We start from the raw sequence: 16955 nt of genomic DNA, 5'->3' as shown, positions 1-16955 counted from the left end.
CTGGTAACGAATGGGTTATATCTCGTTCACTGGGTGTCCGAAGGCAACGATCTCTGGTTATGCTGTGGGAAGTGTGATTGCCGTCACGGTTGCAATCTGCTTCAGCGGGACTGATCACCGGCTCCTGCGCCCCTAGCACAGTAAGGAAATCGAATGCGTAATAAGCGCACAATGTCGCTCACGGCTCTCTCCATCGGAGCGCTCATGCTGAGCGCCTGTGGGTCTGCGGGCGGAACCGCGGAGACCCCCACCGAGGGCGGCGCCGAGGAAAGCCTTGCGTCCACCATCAACGTGGCCATCAGCCAGACACCTGACGCCTACAACGGCGACACCGCCAATGCCAACAGCGTCTACAACACCTATGTCGACAATCTGGTGCACAGCGGGTTCGTGGCTTTCAACGCTGAGGGAAACCTCGAGCGCGATGAGGATTTCGGAACCTACGAGAAGACGAGCGACGATCCACTGACCGTCAAGTACACCATCAGCGACGATGCTGTGTGGTCCGACGGCACCGCCATCGACTACGACGACTTCCTGCTGCAGTGGGCCGCGGCGTCGGGCAAGCACCCGAGCGGCGAGAAGGACCCGGATAGCGGAGCCGACGTCGACATCTTCCAGGCCGCCTCCAACAACGGCTGGGGCCAGACTGAAATGCCGGAGGGCGAACCGGGCGGCAAGGAGATCGAACTCGTCTACTCCGAGCCCTACGCGGACTGGGAAGCGCTGGTCGACAACTTCATGCCGGCACACGTGGCGGCGGAGCAGGCCGGGCTATCGGCCGAGGGGGACGGCGCGGAGCTGATCGAAACCATCCAGGCCGGCGACATCGCGGCACTCACGCCCGTTGCGGACTTCTGGAACACCGGCTGGAACTACGAGGCAGATCTCCCGAGCCTGCCCGATGCGGCTCTCATCCCCTCGTCCGGCCCGTACATGCTGGACAACGCCACCAACGGCACGCTCACCATGGTGAAGAACGAGAACTACTGGGGCGAGGCGAAAGCCGGGCAGACCGAGACGATCGTCTACAAGACCATCGTGGACGAGGAAGTCGTGCAGGCCCTGCAGAACGGCGACGTCGACGTCATCGACCCTTCCAGCCCCACGGTCGACACCAAGGCGGCCCTCGAGGCGATCGGCGAATCGGTCACTGTCGAAACCGGCGAGCAGCTCACCTTCTCCCACGTCGATCTGGACCAGCGTCCCGGCGCGGTCTTCGAGGACCTCAGGGTCCGCCAGGCCTTCGCCAAGTGCATCCCGCGTGCCGACATGGTGGACAAGTTCGTGACACCGATCGAACCGAACGGCTCGGTCCTCAACCTGCACGAGTACCAGCCCGCGCAGGAGGACTACCAGACCGTGCTCGATGGAGCACCGGCCGCCCAGAATGACGGCGTCGCCGACATCGAGGGCGCCAAGGCACTGCTCGAGGAAGCGGGCAAGACCGAGCCCGTCAAGGTCTCCATGATGCACGCCTCCACGAGCCAGCTCCGCGCTGACCAGGTCGCGCTCGTCAAGGCCTCCTGTGACCAGGCAGGCTTCGAGATCACCGCCCAGCCCGACGCCGAGTGGAGCGCCAAGCTCTCCCAGCCCGGAGCATGGGACGCAGTGGTCTTCGGCTGGGCCGGATCCGGGCTCGTCGCATCCGGCGAGTCGATCTATGTCTCGGACGGAGCGCAGAACTTCGGCGGCTACTCCGATGAGGAAGTCGACCGCATCTGGGGCGAGATCGTCACCAACACCGATCCCGAGCAGGTTGTCCCGCTGAAGACCGAACTCGAGCAGAGGCTTGCCGAGACGCAGTACAACGTGGTGTTGTACGCGAACCCGGGCATCGCCGCCTACAACTCCAATGTTGAAGGCGTGGTCCTCAACCCGACCCAGACGGGCCTGACCTGGAATGCCTACGAATGGACGAAGAAGAACGGCTGACCCGCTCATCACGAGAGCCGGGTAGCGGACGGGCAGACCCTCTGGTCTGCCCGTCCGTATGCCCGGGCCAGTTCGAACCGTCCTGTCTTCCTAGGAGCCCGAAGTGTTCTACTTCATCGCCAAACGATCGATTATCTCGTTCTTCATCATGATCGCAGCGACCACGCTGATGTACTTCCTCACCATTTCCTCGGGCGACCCCTTCGAGGACCTCGGCGAGACGAGCGGACCGCAGAAGGCCGCAACGATCGCAGCGCGCACCGCGGCGATGAACCTCGACCAGCCTCCCCTGATGCGCTACTTCCTGTGGTTGCAGGAGGTCGGCTACTGCCTCGTACCCGGCGGGGTTTCGTGCACGCTCGGGCTGGACCGTTCCGGAAACTCCGTGCTGCCACAACTGGAGAATGCGATCGGATCGACGCTCCGCCTGGTGGTCGTCGCCACGGTCATCGCACTGGTGGTCGGCGTGATCGTCGGCATCGTCACGGCAATCCGCCAGTACACCACCTTCGACTACTCGATCACGTTCCTCTCCTTCGTACTCTTCTCGCTTCCACTGTTCTGGCTGTCGACGCTCCTCAAGCAGTACCTGGCGATCGACCTCAACACGTGGCTTGCGAATCCGCAGTTCTCCTACGCAGCAATCATCGCCATCGGGGTGGTTGCGGGCCTCATCTGGGCGCTGGTGGTGGGCGGCGACCGCCGACGGCGCGCAACCGTCTTCGCGATTGCCGCGTTCGCCACCGCCTTCACCCTCTGGCTGCTCCTGGTCACCGGCTGGTTCGTCACCCCGGGCCTCGGCCCCGTGGGTATGCTCGTTTCGGCAGCTGCAGTCGCGTTCCTCTGGACGGCCCTGCTCGCCGGATTCCGGCGTCGCCAGATTCTCTACGCCGCCCTCGCCGCCGCGGCGGTCAGCTATGCGGCATACCTCGTCTCGATTCCCCTCCTCACCGATCCGACCTGGCTCACCGTGCTGCTGCTGATCGCCGGAACCGTGCTGGCGGCCTACGGAGTCGGTGGTCTGGTCGGCAGGCAGTACCGCCAGCAGGCAGCGAGGATCTCAGCGGTGATTGCCGTCAACATCGCCCTGCTGATCTTCCTGGACCGGCTGCTGCAGGCCTACCCGACACTGTCGTCGAAGGCGGGCGGCCGACCGATCCCGACCACCGGGTCCCAGTCGGCGAACCTCACGGGCACCTTCTGGGAAGTCAACCTCGACTACGCGCTGCATCTGGTCCTCCCTACGATCGCACTGACCCTGATCTCCTTCGCCACCTACACCCGTTACACCCGCGCCAGCCAGCTCGATGTGATGAACCAGGACTACATCCGCACCGCGCGGGCCAAGGGCCTGAGCGAGCGGACGGTTCTTGTCAAGCACGCGTTCCGGAACGCGATGATTCCCATCACCACGCTGATGGCCTTCGACTTCGCCGGAGTGCTGGGCGGCGCGGTGATCACCGAGCAGGTCTTCGGCTGGAACGGCATGGGCAAGATGTTCATCGACGGGATCAACAACGTGGATCCCGCGCCCGTCATGGCGTTCTTCCTGGTGGTGGGCACGGCGGCGGTGCTGTTCAACATGCTCGCCGACATCGCCTACGCCTTCCTCGATCCCCGCATCACGCTGAGCTAGGAAAGAATCATGAGTAAACATGCAGACCGGTCCGGCGATTCGCGGGCACAGGTCGAACTGTCCGAGACGACTCTTCTGACCCAGGACACCGACATCTCCACCAGCACCCCTACCCGGGCGCAGACGGACCGCATCCAGACCAGCAGGATCCAGACCACCGAAGCGAAAAGCCAGGGGAAGCTCGTCCGCGAGCGTTTCTTCCGGCACAAGGGTGCCCTTGCAGGCATGGCGCTGCTGATGCTGATCGTCCTGCTTTCCTTCAGCTCCATCGGTTTCGCGGGGATTCCGGGGTGGTGGAACAAGGACTACGACGTGCTTGCCCCGCGCTTCAACGAGGGCAGGCCGACATTCACCCTGTGGCCGTTCAGCCTAGGGGAACATCCGTTCGGGCAGGACGTCCTTGGGCGCGACTATTTCGCCCTGACCATGCGCGGCATTCAGACCTCCCTGATCATCGCGTTCATCGTGGGCCTGGTGGCCATGGTCATCGGCACCACGGTCGGCGCGGTGGCGGGCTACTTCCGGGGCTGGACCGAGGCGATCCTGATGCGGATCACCGACGTCGTCATCACCATTCCCACCGTCGTCATCGCGGCCGTGGTGGCCGGAATCGTCGCCAAACAGGGCATCGTCCCGTTCGCGATCTTCCTCGGACTCGTCACCTGGACGGGCCTCGCCCGACTGGTGCGTGGCGAGTTCCTTTCCCTCCGGGAGAAGGAATTCGTGGAATCCGCCAAATCGGTGGGTGCAAGTTCGGCCCGAATCATCTTCCGCCACATCCTGCCGAACACGGTCGGCGTCATCATCGTTTCCACCACGCTCGCGATTTCCGGGGCGATCCTGCTCGAGACCGCCCTCAGTTACCTTGGCCTGGGAGTGGTGGCGCCCGACACCTCGCTCGGCAAGGCGATCAATGACAACCGCTCGGCACTGACGGTGCGTCCCTGGCTGTTCCTGTGGCCGGGCGCGTTCATCGTCGCCATCGCACTGGCAGTGAACTTCATCGGGGACGGGCTTCGCGACGCCTTCGATCCCAAGCAGACAAGGATCAAGCAATGAGTGCTTCCGAGGCCAGCCTCGTCATCGACGACTCCGCACCAGCAAGGGAGGGCGCCATCCTCTCCGTGTCCGGCCTCTGCGTCGACTTCAGCGTGGACGGCGAATGGGTCATGGCCGCCGAGGACGTGTCCTACGAGATCCATCCGGGCGAGATCCTCGCAATCGTCGGGGAATCGGGATCGGGCAAGAGCATGTCGTCCATGGCCCTGCTCGGCCTCCTCCCCCGGAACGGGCGCTCGAGCGGCAGCGCGAAAATGCTCGGCAAGGAACTGATCGGCGCGCCGCAGGGTGCCCTGCGGCGCATCCGCGGCAATGACATCGCGATGATCTTCCAGGAGCCGATGACGGCCCTCAATCCCGTCCTGACGGTCGGGGAGCAGATCCGCGAAGCTGTTGAACAGCACACGGAGGCGTCCCCCGCCCAGGCCAAGCAGCGTGCCATCGAGCTCCTGACGATGGTCGAGATCCCCGAACCGGAGAAGCGGTACGGATCCTATCCGCACCAGTTCTCCGGCGGACAGCGCCAGCGCGCCATGATCGCGATCGCCCTGGCCAACGACCCGATGCTGCTGGTGGCCGACGAACCGACCACCGCCCTCGACGTGACGGTCCAGGCCGAGGTGCTCGAGTTGCTGAGACGGCTCAACAAGCGTCTCAACAGTGCAATCCTCCTCATCACCCACGACATGGGCGTAGTGGCGGACCTGGCGGACAACGTGGTGGTGATGGAACGCGGCCGTGTCGTCGAGACGGCGCCCACCGCGGAGCTGTTCACGAACCCGCGCGAACCGTACACGCGTCAGTTGCTCGATGCCGTTCCGCACCTCGGGTCCAAGGTCGGCGGGGTTCTGTCCGACCTCGAGGTGGTGGACGGTAGCCTCCGTGTACATGAGGAGGATGCGCGCGCAGCGGTCGCGGACCAGCAGACCCACCGGGACCCCGGTACGATTCCGGCGCTCGAACTGGTGAACGTCGATATCGAATACCCCGGACGGTTCAGGCAGGCGCCCTTCAAAGCGGTCAACGATGTTTCCTTCACCATCAACCCGGGTGAGGTCCTCGGCCTCGTGGGCGAATCAGGCTCCGGCAAATCGACGATCGCCCGCGCCGTGACCGGCCTGATCAGGACCAGCGCCGGAAGCGTCACGATCGCCGGCACGGACATCACCACGCTCTCCGCACGGAAACTTCTACCGCTGCGCAAGAAGTTCGCGATCGTGTTCCAGGACCCCGCTGCGTCGCTGAACCCGCGGCTCTCCATCGGAGAGAGCATCGGCGAACCGATGTTCCTGCACGAGAAACTGTCGCGGACAGCCCTGGACAAGCGCGTCGAGGAGCTGCTCGACGACGTCCAGTTGCCCGTCTCCTTCCGGAACCGGTACCCGCACGAACTGTCGGGCGGGCAGCGTCAGCGCGTGGGCATCGCCCGGGCGCTGTCCCTGCGGCCCGACCTGCTCGTGGCGGATGAGCCGACGTCGGCCCTCGACGTCTCGGTCCAGGCCAAGGTGCTCGAACTCCTCCAGGAACTCCAGCGTGAACGGGGCTTCGCCTGCCTGTTCGTCAGCCACGACCTCGCCGTCGTCGAGCTTCTCGCGAGCCACATCGCGGTACTCAACAAGGGGAGGCTGGTGGAACAGGGAACTGCCACGCAGATCCTGAAGTACCCGAAGGATTCCTATACCCGCCGCCTGCTCGCGGCGGCACCGGTTCCGGACCCGGCCGAGCAGACGCTGCGGCGCGAGCAGCGGAATGCGATCCTGGCAGCTGGTGCCTCGGCGGAGTAGGCAGGCTGGACTTCCGACCCCGTATTCCCCGATCGATGACCGCCACCGGAAACGACGGGTGCACCGGATGAATCCGGTGCACCCGTCGTTCTCTTCGGGGGCAGCCGCCGACGTCCTAGTGCCGGAAGACGATCTTCCCGAAAACGTCGCCGTCGAGCATGCGGGAGAATCCACGGGCAGCGTCGTCGAGGTCGATCACCGAGTCGATGACCGGCCGGACCCCGGTCCCGACGAGGAACCGCGTGAGTCGGACGAGTTCGTCCCGCGTTCCCATGGTGGAGCCGAGGACGCGGAGCTGCAGGAAGAACACGCGGTTGAGGTCGGCCGACGGCGCGGGGCCGCTGGTCGCTCCGCAGGTGATGACGGCACCGCCCGGGACGAGCGCCTTGAGCGAGTGTGCCCACGTGGCCTCCCCCACCGAGTCGAAGACGGCGTCGACCCGTTCGGGGAGCCGGGCACCGGCGTCGAACGCGGCCGCTGCCCCGAGGTCGAGCGCGCGTTGTCGCTTCTCCTCGCTCCTGCTCGTGGCCCAGACCCGGAAACCTGCGGCGGACGCCAGGGCAATGAGCGCCGTCGCCACTCCCCCTCCGGCTCCCTGCACCAGGATGGTGGACCCCGGCGCAGCCGGTGAGACCGTGAAGAGCATGCGGTAGGCGGTCAGCCACGACGTCGGGAGGCAGGCTGCCTCCTCGAAGCTCAGTTCCGCCGGCTTCGGAAGGAGGTTCCGCTCCGGCACCCACACGTAATCAGCCATGGTCCCCGGATAACGCTCGGACAGCAGGGAGCGCTTCGGGTCGAGGGTTTCGTCGCCGCGCCAGCCCGGCGAGGACACGACACCGTGAACGATCACCTCATTGCCGTCGTCGTCGGTTCCCGCGGCATCGCACCCCAGCACCATGGGCAGCCGCTCCTCGGGGAGGCCCACTCCGCGGAGCGACCACAGGTCGTGGTGGTTGAGCGAGGATGCGGCAACCCGAACCCGGCGGAAACCGTCGGGCACCTCCGGCTCCGCGATATCTCCGATCTTCAGTCCCGCAAGGGGATTGTCCTTCGACATTGCATCAACGTAGGCGGCTCGCATGCAGGAACTCCTTAGCGTAGGGGCTGTCCTTCCATCCTAGGGCCGGCCCTGGGACCGCCGCGGTTTAGGCAGGGGTGCTGCACTGTGGGAGACTGGAGTGCAGTTCTGCAGGCATAGAGAAGGAGGCACCCATGAGCAAGCGAGCACGCAAGCGCCGCGACCGTAAGCGCGGAGGCGCTAACCACGGTAAGCGTCCCAACACCTGATCAGCAGGTGACAGGAAGTACGTACGCGTAAAAGCACCTCCGGTCCCGCACGGGACCGGAGGTGCTTCTGGATATACCTACTTCGAAACCTAGTGGTCGACCGCTTTCAGCACGTTGATACGGTCAAGGATGCTCGCCTTCAGCGTTGACGGAGCAACCTCCGTGCACGAACGCTTCACGACGGACCGGATGAGGCACTCCAGGTTGTGTTCCTCGGCGCACTCAGGACAACCCTCGAGGTGGTCCTTGATCTCCACGAGGTCCGAATGCGACAGCGCACCGTCGAGGTACTCATACAGTCGTTCGATCCGAGAATCGGCACAGTCACCCATGCTCTCGCAATCGCTCATCTTCCACTCTCCTGTTCCGTACCGGTGCTGGACTTGCCCGTGCCGGGTGAGGCGACTTTCGCCGTCGTCCCGAGGCCCCGCTCGTGCGCATACTCCGAGAGAAGCTCCCGCAGGAGCTTGCGTCCGCGATGCAGTCGGGACATGACCGTCCCGATAGGCGTGTTCATGATTTCTGAAATTTCCTTGTAGGCGAATCCCTCGACATCCGAGAAGTACACTGCCAGCCGGAACTCCTCCGGGATGGCCTGCAGCGCGCTTTTGACGTCGGAATCCGGCAGGTGGTCGAGCGCTTCTGCCTCGGCCGAGCGCAGTCCGAGGGAGGTGTGCTCGGCCGCTTTGGCGAGCTGCCAGTCCTCGATGGTGTCCGAGTGCGACTGCAGCGGTTCGCGCTGCCGCTTCCGGTAGAGGTTGATGTAGGTGTTCGTCAGGATGCGGTACAACCACGCCTTCAGGTTCGTGCCCGGCTTGTACTGATGAAAGGCGGAGAACGCCTTGGCGTAGGCCTCCTGGACCAGGTCCTCGGCGTCGCTGGGATTGCGGGCCATGCGCATCGCGGCGGAGTAGAGCTGGTCCACGTACTGCATAGCGTCCCGCTCGAATCGCGCCTTGCGGTCGGCGACGGATTCCGTGGACACGTCCAACTGGTCATCTTCGGCCTGGCTGCTGCCCGCCGGGGCTGTTGTATTCATCGAGGCAAAGTCTACGCGCCTGCGGCCGGCCGCAGGCCGGCGGGCAGAGCCGCCGTCCACTGGAGGACCCGCCATCACCTCGAGCTGGAAATCAGGAGACACGGCTGTGTCGGCTGTCATTGACGCCAATGGTTCACCTTCCGTTCAGGATTGCTCCTACCCTTTCTCCAACCCGGGCGAAGGTGCACTTATTCCATCCAGGTGTTCCCCGAAGCGCTGCTTATTGGTCCTCTTTACCGTGCAAGTAGCCGCGGACACCGGAAGAAGAGGATCGCCGCACCCGCCGGGAGCATGTAAAACTAGACTCAGCGTGCCCTGTATGTTCCCAGACAATCTCGAAAACCGGCGTTGAAGCGTCGGCAACCAGGAGGCAATTGTGACCCTTGTCCGCGTTATAGCCCGACCACTTATCGCCAGCAGCTTCGTTTTCTCGGGCGTCGAGCGTTTGCGGAACACCAGCGCCACCGCAACGCAGTTGGCACCCGTCCTGAAGAAGGTCACCAAGGCGGTACCGTCCGCGGCATCGATCACGGGCAACGAGAAACTTGTGGCCCAGATCCTCGGGGCTACCCAGGTCGGCGCCGGTATCCTGCTCGGCATCGGCAGGTTCTCCCGGCTCGCCGCTGCCCTGCTCACGGTGACGGCGGCAGTGAACGCGCTGGCCGACTTCAACGCCGCCGACTCGTCAACACCCGAGGCCCGCAAGGCCAGGCGCAGCCAGCTGCTCAAGAACCTCTCGCTCATCGGAGCCGTACTCCTCGCCGCGGTCGACACCAACGGCCGCCCCGGCCTCGTCTGGCGGGCGGAGCACTTCGCCACCGGTGCCAAGAAGAACGCCGTCGGCATCAGCAAGGACGCGCGCAAGCAGTTGAAGAAGGCCGACTCCGCAGTCCGCAAGACCGCCGCCGACGTCGTGGGCTCATAAGCGGCATGACCAACTCATCGGGTGGCGCCACTGGACCGGCATCGAATACAGCAGGTACCACCCGAGACCTTTGGCCGGCGCCGCACGCAGTGGCGCCGGTCGATGCCCGACTCGAGGTGCCGGGCTCCAAGTCGCTGACCAACCGCTACCTCATCCTCGCGGCGCTGGCCGACGGCCCGAGCGTGCTCCGCAGTCCCCTGCATTCCAGGGACTCGGCCCTCATGGGAGCGGCCCTTCGGTCACTGGGTGCGACCGTCACTGAGCTTCCCGGTACGGACGGGTACGGGCCGGACCTGCGCATCGAACCGCTCCCTACTACGTCCTCATCACCGTCGCCGACTCTGCCGTCGCCGCCCCGGCACGTCGACTGCGGGCTCGCCGGCACAGTGATGCGTTTCGTCCCCCCACTGGCCGCCCTCCTCGCAGGCCCCACCTCCTTCGACGGTGACCCGCACGCCCGTCGGCGGCCCATGGGCGCCATCATCGAGGCGCTGAGGGCGCTTGGTATTCGCGTCGACGACGACGGTGGCGGTTCCCTCCCCTTCACCGTGCAGGGCACACGTGACGTGGCGGGCGGGCACCTGATCATCGATGCTGCGGCCTCCTCCCAGTTCGTGTCGGCCCTGCTCTTGGTCGGGGCCCGCTTCACCCATGGACTTCATCTTGAACACGTCGGCAAACCTGTTCCCAGCCTCGACCACGTCGCCATGACCGTGCAGGTGCTCCGGTCCGTGGGCGTCGCAGTGGACGACTCCGTTCCCAATCACTGGTTCGTTCCGCCGGGACCGATCGCCGCATTCGACGTCCGGGTGGAACCCGACCTCTCGAATGCAGGGCCGTTCCTCGCCGCAGCACTCGTGACCCGGGGAACGGTCAGCATCGCCAATTGGCCCTCCAGGACGACGCAGGTCGGGGACCAGTGGCGGGACATCCTCGCCCGGATGGGCGCCATCGTGGAACTTGTCGACGGAACCCTGAGCGTCACCGGCGGCCCCGTGATCCGCGGCGGGCATTTCGCCGACACCAGCGAACTGGCCCCCACCGTCGCCGCCTTGTGCGCCCTCGCCGATTCACCCTCCACGCTGACCGGGATTGCCCATCTGCGGGGCCATGAAACCGATCGGCTTGCTGCGCTCGTCACCGAGATCAATGCCCTCGGCGGCGATGCCCAGGAAACGGCGGACGGGCTCATCATCACACCCGCTGCCCTCCATGGCGGAGCGTTCGCCACGTACGACGACCATCGCATGGCGACGGCGGGCGCGATTCTCGGCCTCGCGGTGAACGGCGTCGACGTCGAGAATATCGGCACCACCGCCAAGACGATGCCGGAATTCCCCGACCTGTGGCTCAGGCTGGCGGCGACCGGCACCGCCGGTACTGCTGAGGCTCCCGCGACAACGGCTGGAGCCACCGAACGTGTGTGAAACAGGGAACCGCCGCGGCTCCCGGGCCTGGGACGAATCGGACGTGCGGATCCGCCCGAACAAGAAGGGGACGCGTCCCCGCACCAAGAACCGGCCGGCCTACGACGACGCCGTGACCGGCCGCATCGTCACCGTCGACCGCGGGCGGTACACCGCCGTCGTCGACGAGGACACCGCCGACGAGCGGCTCATCGTGGCCGCCCGCGCGCGCGAACTGCGGCGCAGCGCCGTGGTCGCGGGTGATCTCGTGGCGTTGGTCGGCGATCTGTCCGGAGGGCCCGACTCCCTCGCGCGGCTGGTCCGCGTCGAAGAACGCCGCACCGTGCTGCGGCGCAGCGCCGACGACTCGGATCCGATCGAACGCGTGGTCGTCGCCAACGCGGACCAGCTCGTCATCGTCGTTGCGGCAGCCAATCCGGAGCCGCGCACGGGTTTCATCGACCGCGCGCTCGTGGCCGCCTACGACGCCGGCATCGCGCCGTTGCTCTGCATCACCAAGGCGGACATCCGGGATCCCGCGGAGCTGCTCGCCAACTACGAGCACCTTGACCTCCGCGTGATCATCAGCGGAACGGCGACGGACAACGCAGGGATCCACGCCACGTCCGACGACGGTGCCTCGGCCCGGCTGTCCCACGCGGCCGTCGATGCGCTCCGGAATGAACTCGACGGCGAGGTCAGCGTGCTCCTCGGGCACTCCGGAGTGGGCAAGTCCACGATGGTCAACGCGCTGACCGGTTCCACCCGTGCCACGGGAGGAGTCAACGCGGTGACCGGACGCGGGCGGCACACGTCGTCGTCGGCCATCGCCCTGAAGGCTGCGGACTCCGCGCCCGGGACCTGGATCATCGATACACCGGGAATCCGTTCCTTCGGCCTTGCCCATGTGCAGCCCGACCGCATCCTCTCGGCTTTCCCGGACCTCGAACCGGGCACTGAGCGGTGTGAACGCGGCTGCAGGCATGACGACCAGGCCGTGGACTGCGGCCTCGACGGCTGGGTCGCGGAAGGGTCCGCGGGAGAATCCGGACCGGTGCGCCTTGCCTCCCTGAGGCGCCTGCTCAGCGCCGGCATGTCCGACGCACGGGCCCAGGCGATGGACCCGAAGGAACTGGGCACCCAATAGATTCTGTTAGGCTGGTACCCAGTTGTTGTGTTGCGCATTTATTTCAAGCCTTGATCCTCCACCTGGAGTTCGAAAGCTTTTTTGACAAGCGAAGACGAACACCGCGACGAGCGCCCCGAAGTACGGGAGCTGCTCTCACAAGGTAAGGAAGACAAAATGGCTACAGGTACAGTCAAATGGTTCAACGCTGAAAAGGGCTTTGGTTTCATCGCTCCCGAAGACGGCGGCGCCGACGTGTTCGCACACTTCTCCGCCATCAACTCGAACGGCTTCCGTTCACTCGAAGAGAACCAGAAGGTCAACTTCGAGACCACCCAGGGTCCCAAGGGTCCCCAGGCCGAGAACATCACCGTTCTCTAAGGTTCAAAACCTCCGACCGCGAAAGCGGTCCACCAAGGGTCACCAACACGGCATTCGCCGTCGGTGGCCCTTGGTTGTTTAAGCCCGGCAGACGATAGGTTGAAGGAATGACTTTTGTCCAGAGCTACAACGACGATCTTCGCCTCGCCCACATCATGGCTGACTCCGTGGACGACCAGACCATGTCGCGCTTCAAGGCCCTGGATCTGAGAATAGAGACGAAACCCGACCTCACCCCGGTCACCGACGCCGACAAGTCCGCCGAGGAGGCCATCCGGGGGCAGCTCTCCCGCGCGCGTCCCCGTGACGCCGTACTGGGCGAGGAGTTCGGCAGCACCGGCGGAGGATCCCGCCGCTGGATCATCGACCCCATCGACGGGACCAAGAACTTCGTCCGCGGCGTGCCGGTCTGGGCCACCCTCATCGCCCTCGTGGACGAGGGCCGCCCCGTTGTCGGGCTCGTCAGTGCACCTGCCCTCGGCAAGCGCTGGTGGGCGGCAACGGGAACCGGAGCCTTTACCGGAAAGTCCCTGGCTGCCGCAACCCGCCTGCGGGTCTCCAACGTGTCGAAGCTGCAGGACGCCTCGCTGTCCTATTCGAGCCTTTCGGGATGGCGGGCCCGCGGTTCGCTCGCGGAGTTCGTCAATCTGACGGACCAGGTGTGGCGGACGCGCGCCTACGGCGACTTCTGGTCCTACTGCCTGGTGGCCGAGGGTGCCGTGGACATCGCGTGCGAGCCCGAACTGAACCTGCACGATATGGCGGCGCTGGTCCCCATCGTCACCGAGGCCGGAGGGCGCTTCACCTCGCTCGAAGGCGTCGACGGACCCTTCGGCGGCAACGCCCTCGCCACCAACGGCACCCTGCACAGCGAGGTGCTGCGCACCCTGAACCCGGACGTCGACGACCTCCTGTAGCCGACCGGCCGGAGAGTGCCACTGATGCCTGTCACACCGTCGACGCCCCGCAGCGGACCGCGGATCAGCAGCGAACGCCGGAGCGACCTCGCCCGGGGCTACCGCACCGGCGGTAGCCGCTACGATCGGGTGCGGCCGGGGTATCCGGAGGCGAGCGCTGATTGGCTGCTGCCACCCGGTGCCCGGACCGCGGCCGACGTCGGAGCCGGGACCGGACTGTTCACCCGGCTCCTGGTCCAGCGCGAACTCGAGGTCACGGCGATCGATCCCTCGGAGGACATGCTCGCGGTACTCCGGGGACGCCTTCCAGCGGTCCGCATCCTGCCGGGTACTGCCGAGGAGAGCGGTCTTGTCTCGGGGTCGGTCGACGTCGTGGCCATCGCACAGGCGTGGCACTGGTGTGATCCCGGGAAAGCTGCGATGGAGGCCGCCCGCGTCCTCGTTCCAGGGGGCACCCTGGCCGTGTTGTGGAACCAGCTGGACGTGAACATCTCCTGGGTTCACCGGTTGTCGAGGATCATGCATGCCGGCGACGTCTACTCGCCGGGCTACCGGCCGGACTTCGGCCCCCTTTTCGCCGAGCCGGAGGGGAACCATATGAAATGGAGCCAGGCCCTCTCCACCTACGATGTCATCGACCTCGCCCGCTCACGGGCCTACTACCAGCGGGCCGACGCTGCGACCCGCTCGAAAGTGGAGCGCAATCTCTCCTGGTATCTCCACGATTACCTTGCCTTTCCTGCAGGCGCCGGATTGGCCCTGCCCTACTTCACCTCGGCGTGGCGGGCGACTTCCAGGACGTAGGTCATGTGCAATTCGGTGTGCCTAAGGTATAGAATTAGGTATGCCGAAATATTCCGGGGTGCCGCTCGCGGTAGTAGTCCTTGCACTTGTACTGCTGCTCTCCGCCTGCGCTCCCCGTTCGGAGGCGGCACCCGCCGTCGCTGGGCATCGGGATGACCGCCCGGTAGTCCTCACCACTTTCACGGTGCTCGCCGACCTGGCCGACGAAGTGGGCGGCGGGCATGTCCGTGTGGAGTCCATCACAAAGGTGGGCGCGGAGATCCATGGTTACGAGCCGACGCCGTCGGACCTCGTTGCGGCCCAGGACGCCGACCTGATCCTCGACAACGGGCTGGGCCTCGAGCGTTGGTTCGAGCGCTTCCTTCTCTCGGTCGAAGCTCCCCATGTGGTCCTCTCCGACGGCGTGGATCCGATGGACATCCGCTCCGGAGACTACGAGGGCCTGGCGAACCCCCACGCCTGGATGTCGCCGTTGGCCGCACAGACCTACGTCGACAACATCGTTCTCGCGCTATCGGAGCTCGAGCCCGCCCACGCGGCCGACTTCCACACCAATGGAGCAGGCATCAAGGTCGAGCTCGATGCCCTTCTGACCGAGCTCCGCGCCAGTGTCGCGGCGGACCCGGCCGCAGCACTCGTGACCTGCGAGGGTGCGTTCTCCTACCTGGCCCGCGACGCCGGACTCAAGGAGGGGTTCATCTGGCCGGTCAACTCGGACACCGAGGGCACCCCGCGCCAGATCCGCGAGGTCATCCGATTCGTGGAGGACAACGACGTCCCGGCAGTATTCTGCGAATCCACGGTCAACCCGGGAGCCCAGCAGCAGGTGTCGCTCGCGACGGGAGCGCGTCTGGAAGGTCCCCTGTACGTCGATTCACTATCAGGACCGGATGGCCCCGTCCCCACCTTCGTCGACCTGCTGCGCTACGACATCCGCACTATCTCCGAGGGGTTGAACCAGTGAACCAGCATGCACCTGTACAAGGGTCTGCACGGGATTCCGCGTTGCGAGTCTCTGGCCTGACCGTCGCCTACAACGAGGTACTTGCCCTCGACGCCGTGAACCTGACGCTGGACACCGGGCTCATCTGCGGCCTCATCGGCGTCAATGGATCCGGCAAGTCGACACTCTTCAAGGCACTTCTGGGGCTTCTCGAACCACAGGCCGGCACGGTGGAGCTCTTCGGCATGGCGCACCGGGAGGCACGGCGCAGCGGCCTTGTGGCCTACATGCCCCAGGCCGAGGACGTCGACTGGAACTTCCCGGTGTCGGTGAACGACGTCGTCGGAATGGGCCGGTACGGGCATCTGGAATCCATGCGGCGCCTTCGTCCGGCGGACCACTCCGCGGTGGGCGCAGCCCTCGAAAGGGTGGGCCTCGAGCACCTCCGCAAACGGCAGATCGGGGAACTCTCGGGTGGCCAGCGCAAACGTGTCTTCGTGGCCCGGAGCATCGCCCAGGAGGCGCAACTCCTGCTGCTCGACGAACCCTTCGCCGGCGTGGACCGATCGAGTGAGGCAACCATGACCGTCCTCCTTCGGGAACTGCGCGACGAGGGCCGCTCCGTACTGGTCTCCACGCACAACCTCGCGGGCATCCCGGAGTTCTGCGACACGGCAGTACTGCTCCATCAGCGCGTCCTGGCGCACGGCACCCCTGAGGAAGTACTGACCTCCGGCAATCTCGCCATGGCCTTCGGCACTCCTGGAACGGACAACTGACATGGACATCCTCTCCTGGCTGACCGAACCGCTGCAGTACGGCTTCCTGACCCGGGCCCTGCTGGTGACTCTTGCTGCCGCCGTTGTCTCCGCAGTGCTGTCCTGCTGGCTGATCCTCATGGGCTGGTCCCTGATGGGTGACGCCGTCTCCCACGCAGTGCTCCCCGGAGTTGCCTTGGCATACATCGTGGGCATTCCATTCTCCATCGGAGCGTTTCTGTTCGGAGCTGGTGCCGTGGCCCTGATCGGTGCGGTACGGTCCACCACCAAACTCAAGCCGGATACCGTGATCGGCGTGGTGTTCACCGCCCTCTTCGCGGCGGGCCTGGCAATCGTGTCGAGCACTCCCTCGCAGATCGACCTGATGCATATCCTCTTCGGCAATGTCCTGGGCGTCACGGACGGCGAGCTGTGGCAGGTGCTCATTCTCGGAGCAGTGACCCTCGCCGTCGTGCTGTTCAAACGGCGGGACCTCACGCTGCTGGCCTTCGACAGCACCCACGCCCACGTGATCGGGCTCAACACGCGATTCCTCTCGGCACTGCTGCTCGGGCTGCTGGCCCTCAGCGTGGTCGTGGGGCTCCAGGCCGTGGGCATCATCCTGGTGGTCGCCATGCTGATCACCCCCGGCGCCACAGCCTTCCTCCTCACCCGGAGCTTCGACCGGATGCTGGTGGTCGCCGTCGTTCTCACTGCGGGAGCCGCCGTCGCCGGCATCTATGCGAGCTACTACCTCGACATCTCCACCGGTGCCGCCGTGGTCCTGTCGCAATCGCTGGTCTTCACCGCGGTCTACCTTTTCTCCCGGCCGAACGGACTGGTGTGGCAGCGCCGCCAGCAGCAGCAGCGGCGCCGAGCACATCGCCGCCGCGCAACGGCAGCACCGCCGTCGACCGCGACGGCAACCGTAGCACCGGGGAAGGGCTGACGTGGC

Annotated in this window: 17 protein-coding genes; 14 read left to right on the top strand and 3 right to left on the bottom strand. The window is 65.6% G+C overall.

Translation table 11 applies throughout. The annotated features are described in order from the left end of the window. Positions 1-153 precede the first annotated feature (153 nt). The 4 genes from IWX65_RS12370 to IWX65_RS12355 all read left to right on the top strand — a co-directional run bounded on the left by IWX65_RS12370 (position 154) and on the right by IWX65_RS12355 (position 6414). Positions 154-1935, top strand: a complete 1782-nt coding sequence (locus IWX65_RS12370; RefSeq protein WP_196883234.1) for an ABC transporter family substrate-binding protein — start codon at positions 154-156, stop codon at positions 1933-1935. Between the two features lie 103 nt (positions 1936-2038). After that, complete coding sequence (locus IWX65_RS12365; protein ID WP_196883232.1) at positions 2039-3571, top strand: ABC transporter permease; 1533 nt, start codon at positions 2039-2041, stop codon at positions 3569-3571. Between the two features lie 9 nt (positions 3572-3580). Beyond that, the gene (locus tag IWX65_RS12360) at positions 3581-4630 is read left to right on the top strand and encodes an ABC transporter permease (protein WP_196883230.1); all 1050 of its coding nucleotides are present in this window, start codon (positions 3581-3583) and stop codon (positions 4628-4630) included. Then, a complete protein-coding gene (locus IWX65_RS12355; protein ID WP_196883227.1) occupies positions 4627-6414 on the top strand; it encodes an ABC transporter ATP-binding protein in 1788 nt (595 codons plus the stop codon). The genes IWX65_RS12360 and IWX65_RS12355 overlap by 4 nt, the downstream gene beginning before the upstream one ends. A 115-nt stretch (positions 6415-6529) precedes the next feature. On the opposite strand, the gene IWX65_RS12350 is transcribed toward IWX65_RS12355, so the two are convergent. Continuing rightward, complete coding sequence (locus IWX65_RS12350; RefSeq protein WP_196883225.1) at positions 6530-7495, bottom strand: zinc-binding dehydrogenase; 966 nt, start codon at positions 7493-7495, stop codon at positions 6530-6532. A gap of 131 nt (positions 7496-7626) precedes the next feature. Here IWX65_RS12350 and IWX65_RS18070 point away from each other — a divergent pair, with 131 nt between their 5' ends. Continuing rightward, a complete protein-coding gene (locus IWX65_RS18070; protein ID WP_369299106.1) occupies positions 7627-7701 on the top strand; it encodes a 50S ribosomal protein bL37 in 75 nt (24 codons plus the stop codon). 89 nt (positions 7702-7790) lie between these two features. Here the strand turns inward: IWX65_RS18070 and rsrA are convergent, their stop codons facing one another. Together rsrA and IWX65_RS12340 are read right to left on the bottom strand one after the other, a co-directional pair. Beyond that, a complete protein-coding gene (gene rsrA / locus IWX65_RS12345) occupies positions 7791-8051 on the bottom strand; it encodes a mycothiol system anti-sigma-R factor (RefSeq protein WP_196821194.1) in 261 nt (86 codons plus the stop codon). Further along, positions 8048-8740, bottom strand: a complete 693-nt coding sequence (locus IWX65_RS12340; protein WP_196883222.1) for a sigma-70 family RNA polymerase sigma factor — start codon at positions 8738-8740, stop codon at positions 8048-8050. Before IWX65_RS12340 ends, rsrA begins: the two co-directional genes overlap by 4 nt. A gap of 376 nt (positions 8741-9116) precedes the next feature. On the opposite strand from IWX65_RS12340, the gene IWX65_RS12335 reads away from it, so the two are divergent. The 9 genes from IWX65_RS12335 (at position 9117) to IWX65_RS12295 (ending at position 16949) form a co-directional block, all read left to right on the top strand. Then, positions 9117-9665 (top strand): DoxX family membrane protein, encoded by a 549-nt coding sequence (locus IWX65_RS12335; RefSeq protein WP_196883220.1) that lies wholly within the window; start codon positions 9117-9119, stop codon positions 9663-9665. 5 nt (positions 9666-9670) lie between these two features. Beyond that, positions 9671-11092, top strand: coding sequence for a 3-phosphoshikimate 1-carboxyvinyltransferase (gene aroA, locus IWX65_RS12330; RefSeq protein WP_196883218.1), 1422 nt, complete (start codon positions 9671-9673; stop codon positions 11090-11092). Beyond that, positions 11085-12218: a ribosome small subunit-dependent GTPase A gene (gene rsgA, locus IWX65_RS12325; RefSeq protein WP_196883216.1), complete on the top strand. Its 1134-nt coding sequence runs from the start codon at positions 11085-11087 to the stop codon at positions 12216-12218. The genes aroA and rsgA overlap by 8 nt, the downstream gene beginning before the upstream one ends. A 156-nt stretch (positions 12219-12374) precedes the next feature. After that, complete coding sequence (locus tag IWX65_RS12320; RefSeq protein ID WP_026532371.1) at positions 12375-12578, top strand: cold-shock protein; 204 nt, start codon at positions 12375-12377, stop codon at positions 12576-12578. A 107-nt stretch (positions 12579-12685) separates the two neighbouring features. Continuing rightward, positions 12686-13495, top strand: coding sequence for a histidinol-phosphatase (gene hisN, locus IWX65_RS12315; protein WP_196883214.1), 810 nt, complete (start codon positions 12686-12688; stop codon positions 13493-13495). Positions 13496-13519: 24 nt separating this feature from the next. Then, positions 13520-14299 (top strand): class I SAM-dependent methyltransferase, encoded by a 780-nt coding sequence (locus IWX65_RS12310; RefSeq protein ID WP_196883212.1) that lies wholly within the window; start codon positions 13520-13522, stop codon positions 14297-14299. A 40-nt stretch (positions 14300-14339) separates the two neighbouring features. Next, entirely contained in the window at positions 14340-15263 is a 924-nt protein-coding gene (locus IWX65_RS12305) for a metal ABC transporter substrate-binding protein (RefSeq protein WP_196883210.1), read from the top strand. A 41-nt stretch (positions 15264-15304) separates the two neighbouring features. Beyond that, positions 15305-16021 carry a metal ABC transporter ATP-binding protein gene (locus IWX65_RS12300; protein WP_334683839.1) on the top strand — a complete coding sequence of 239 codons (717 nt, stop codon included), beginning with the start codon at positions 15305-15307 and terminating at the stop codon, positions 16019-16021. Position 16022: 1 nt separating this feature from the next. Beyond that, complete coding sequence (locus IWX65_RS12295; protein WP_196883206.1) at positions 16023-16949, top strand: metal ABC transporter permease; 927 nt, start codon at positions 16023-16025, stop codon at positions 16947-16949. Positions 16950-16955 lie beyond the last annotated feature (6 nt).

The organism is Arthrobacter sp. CAN_A214 (assembly GCF_015751955.1).
In the GTDB taxonomy this organism is placed as follows: domain Bacteria; phylum Actinomycetota; class Actinomycetes; order Actinomycetales; family Micrococcaceae; genus Arthrobacter_D.
The sequence above is the reverse complement of the archived record's forward strand: the minus strand, read 5'-3'. Positions and strand labels throughout refer to the sequence as shown.

Excerpts from the sequence above, each read along its gene's own strand:
- IWX65_RS12305 (WP_196883210.1), top strand. The coding sequence starts at position 14,340 with ATGCCGAAATATTCCGGGGTGCCGCTCGCGGTAGTAGTCCTTGCACTT.
- IWX65_RS12310 (WP_196883212.1), top strand. The coding sequence starts at position 13,520 with ATGCCTGTCACACCGTCGACGCCCCGCAGCGGACCGCGGATCAGCAGC.
- IWX65_RS12370 (WP_196883234.1), top strand. The coding sequence starts at position 154 with ATGCGTAATAAGCGCACAATGTCGCTCACGGCTCTCTCCATCGGAGCG.
- aroA (WP_196883218.1), top strand. The coding sequence starts at position 9,671 with ATGACCAACTCATCGGGTGGCGCCACTGGACCGGCATCGAATACAGCA.
- hisN (WP_196883214.1), top strand. The coding sequence starts at position 12,686 with ATGACTTTTGTCCAGAGCTACAACGACGATCTTCGCCTCGCCCACATC.
- IWX65_RS12360 (WP_196883230.1), top strand. The coding sequence starts at position 3,581 with ATGAGTAAACATGCAGACCGGTCCGGCGATTCGCGGGCACAGGTCGAA.
- IWX65_RS12355 (WP_196883227.1), top strand. The coding sequence starts at position 4,627 with ATGAGTGCTTCCGAGGCCAGCCTCGTCATCGACGACTCCGCACCAGCA.
- IWX65_RS12295 (WP_196883206.1), top strand. The coding sequence starts at position 16,023 with ATGGACATCCTCTCCTGGCTGACCGAACCGCTGCAGTACGGCTTCCTG.
- IWX65_RS12340 (WP_196883222.1), bottom strand. The coding sequence starts at position 8,740 with ATGAATACAACAGCCCCGGCGGGCAGCAGCCAGGCCGAAGATGACCAG.
- IWX65_RS12320 (WP_026532371.1), top strand. The coding sequence starts at position 12,375 with ATGGCTACAGGTACAGTCAAATGGTTCAACGCTGAAAAGGGCTTTGGT.
- rsrA (WP_196821194.1), bottom strand. The coding sequence starts at position 8,051 with ATGAGCGATTGCGAGAGCATGGGTGACTGTGCCGATTCTCGGATCGAA.
- IWX65_RS12350 (WP_196883225.1), bottom strand. The coding sequence starts at position 7,495 with ATGCGAGCCGCCTACGTTGATGCAATGTCGAAGGACAATCCCCTTGCG.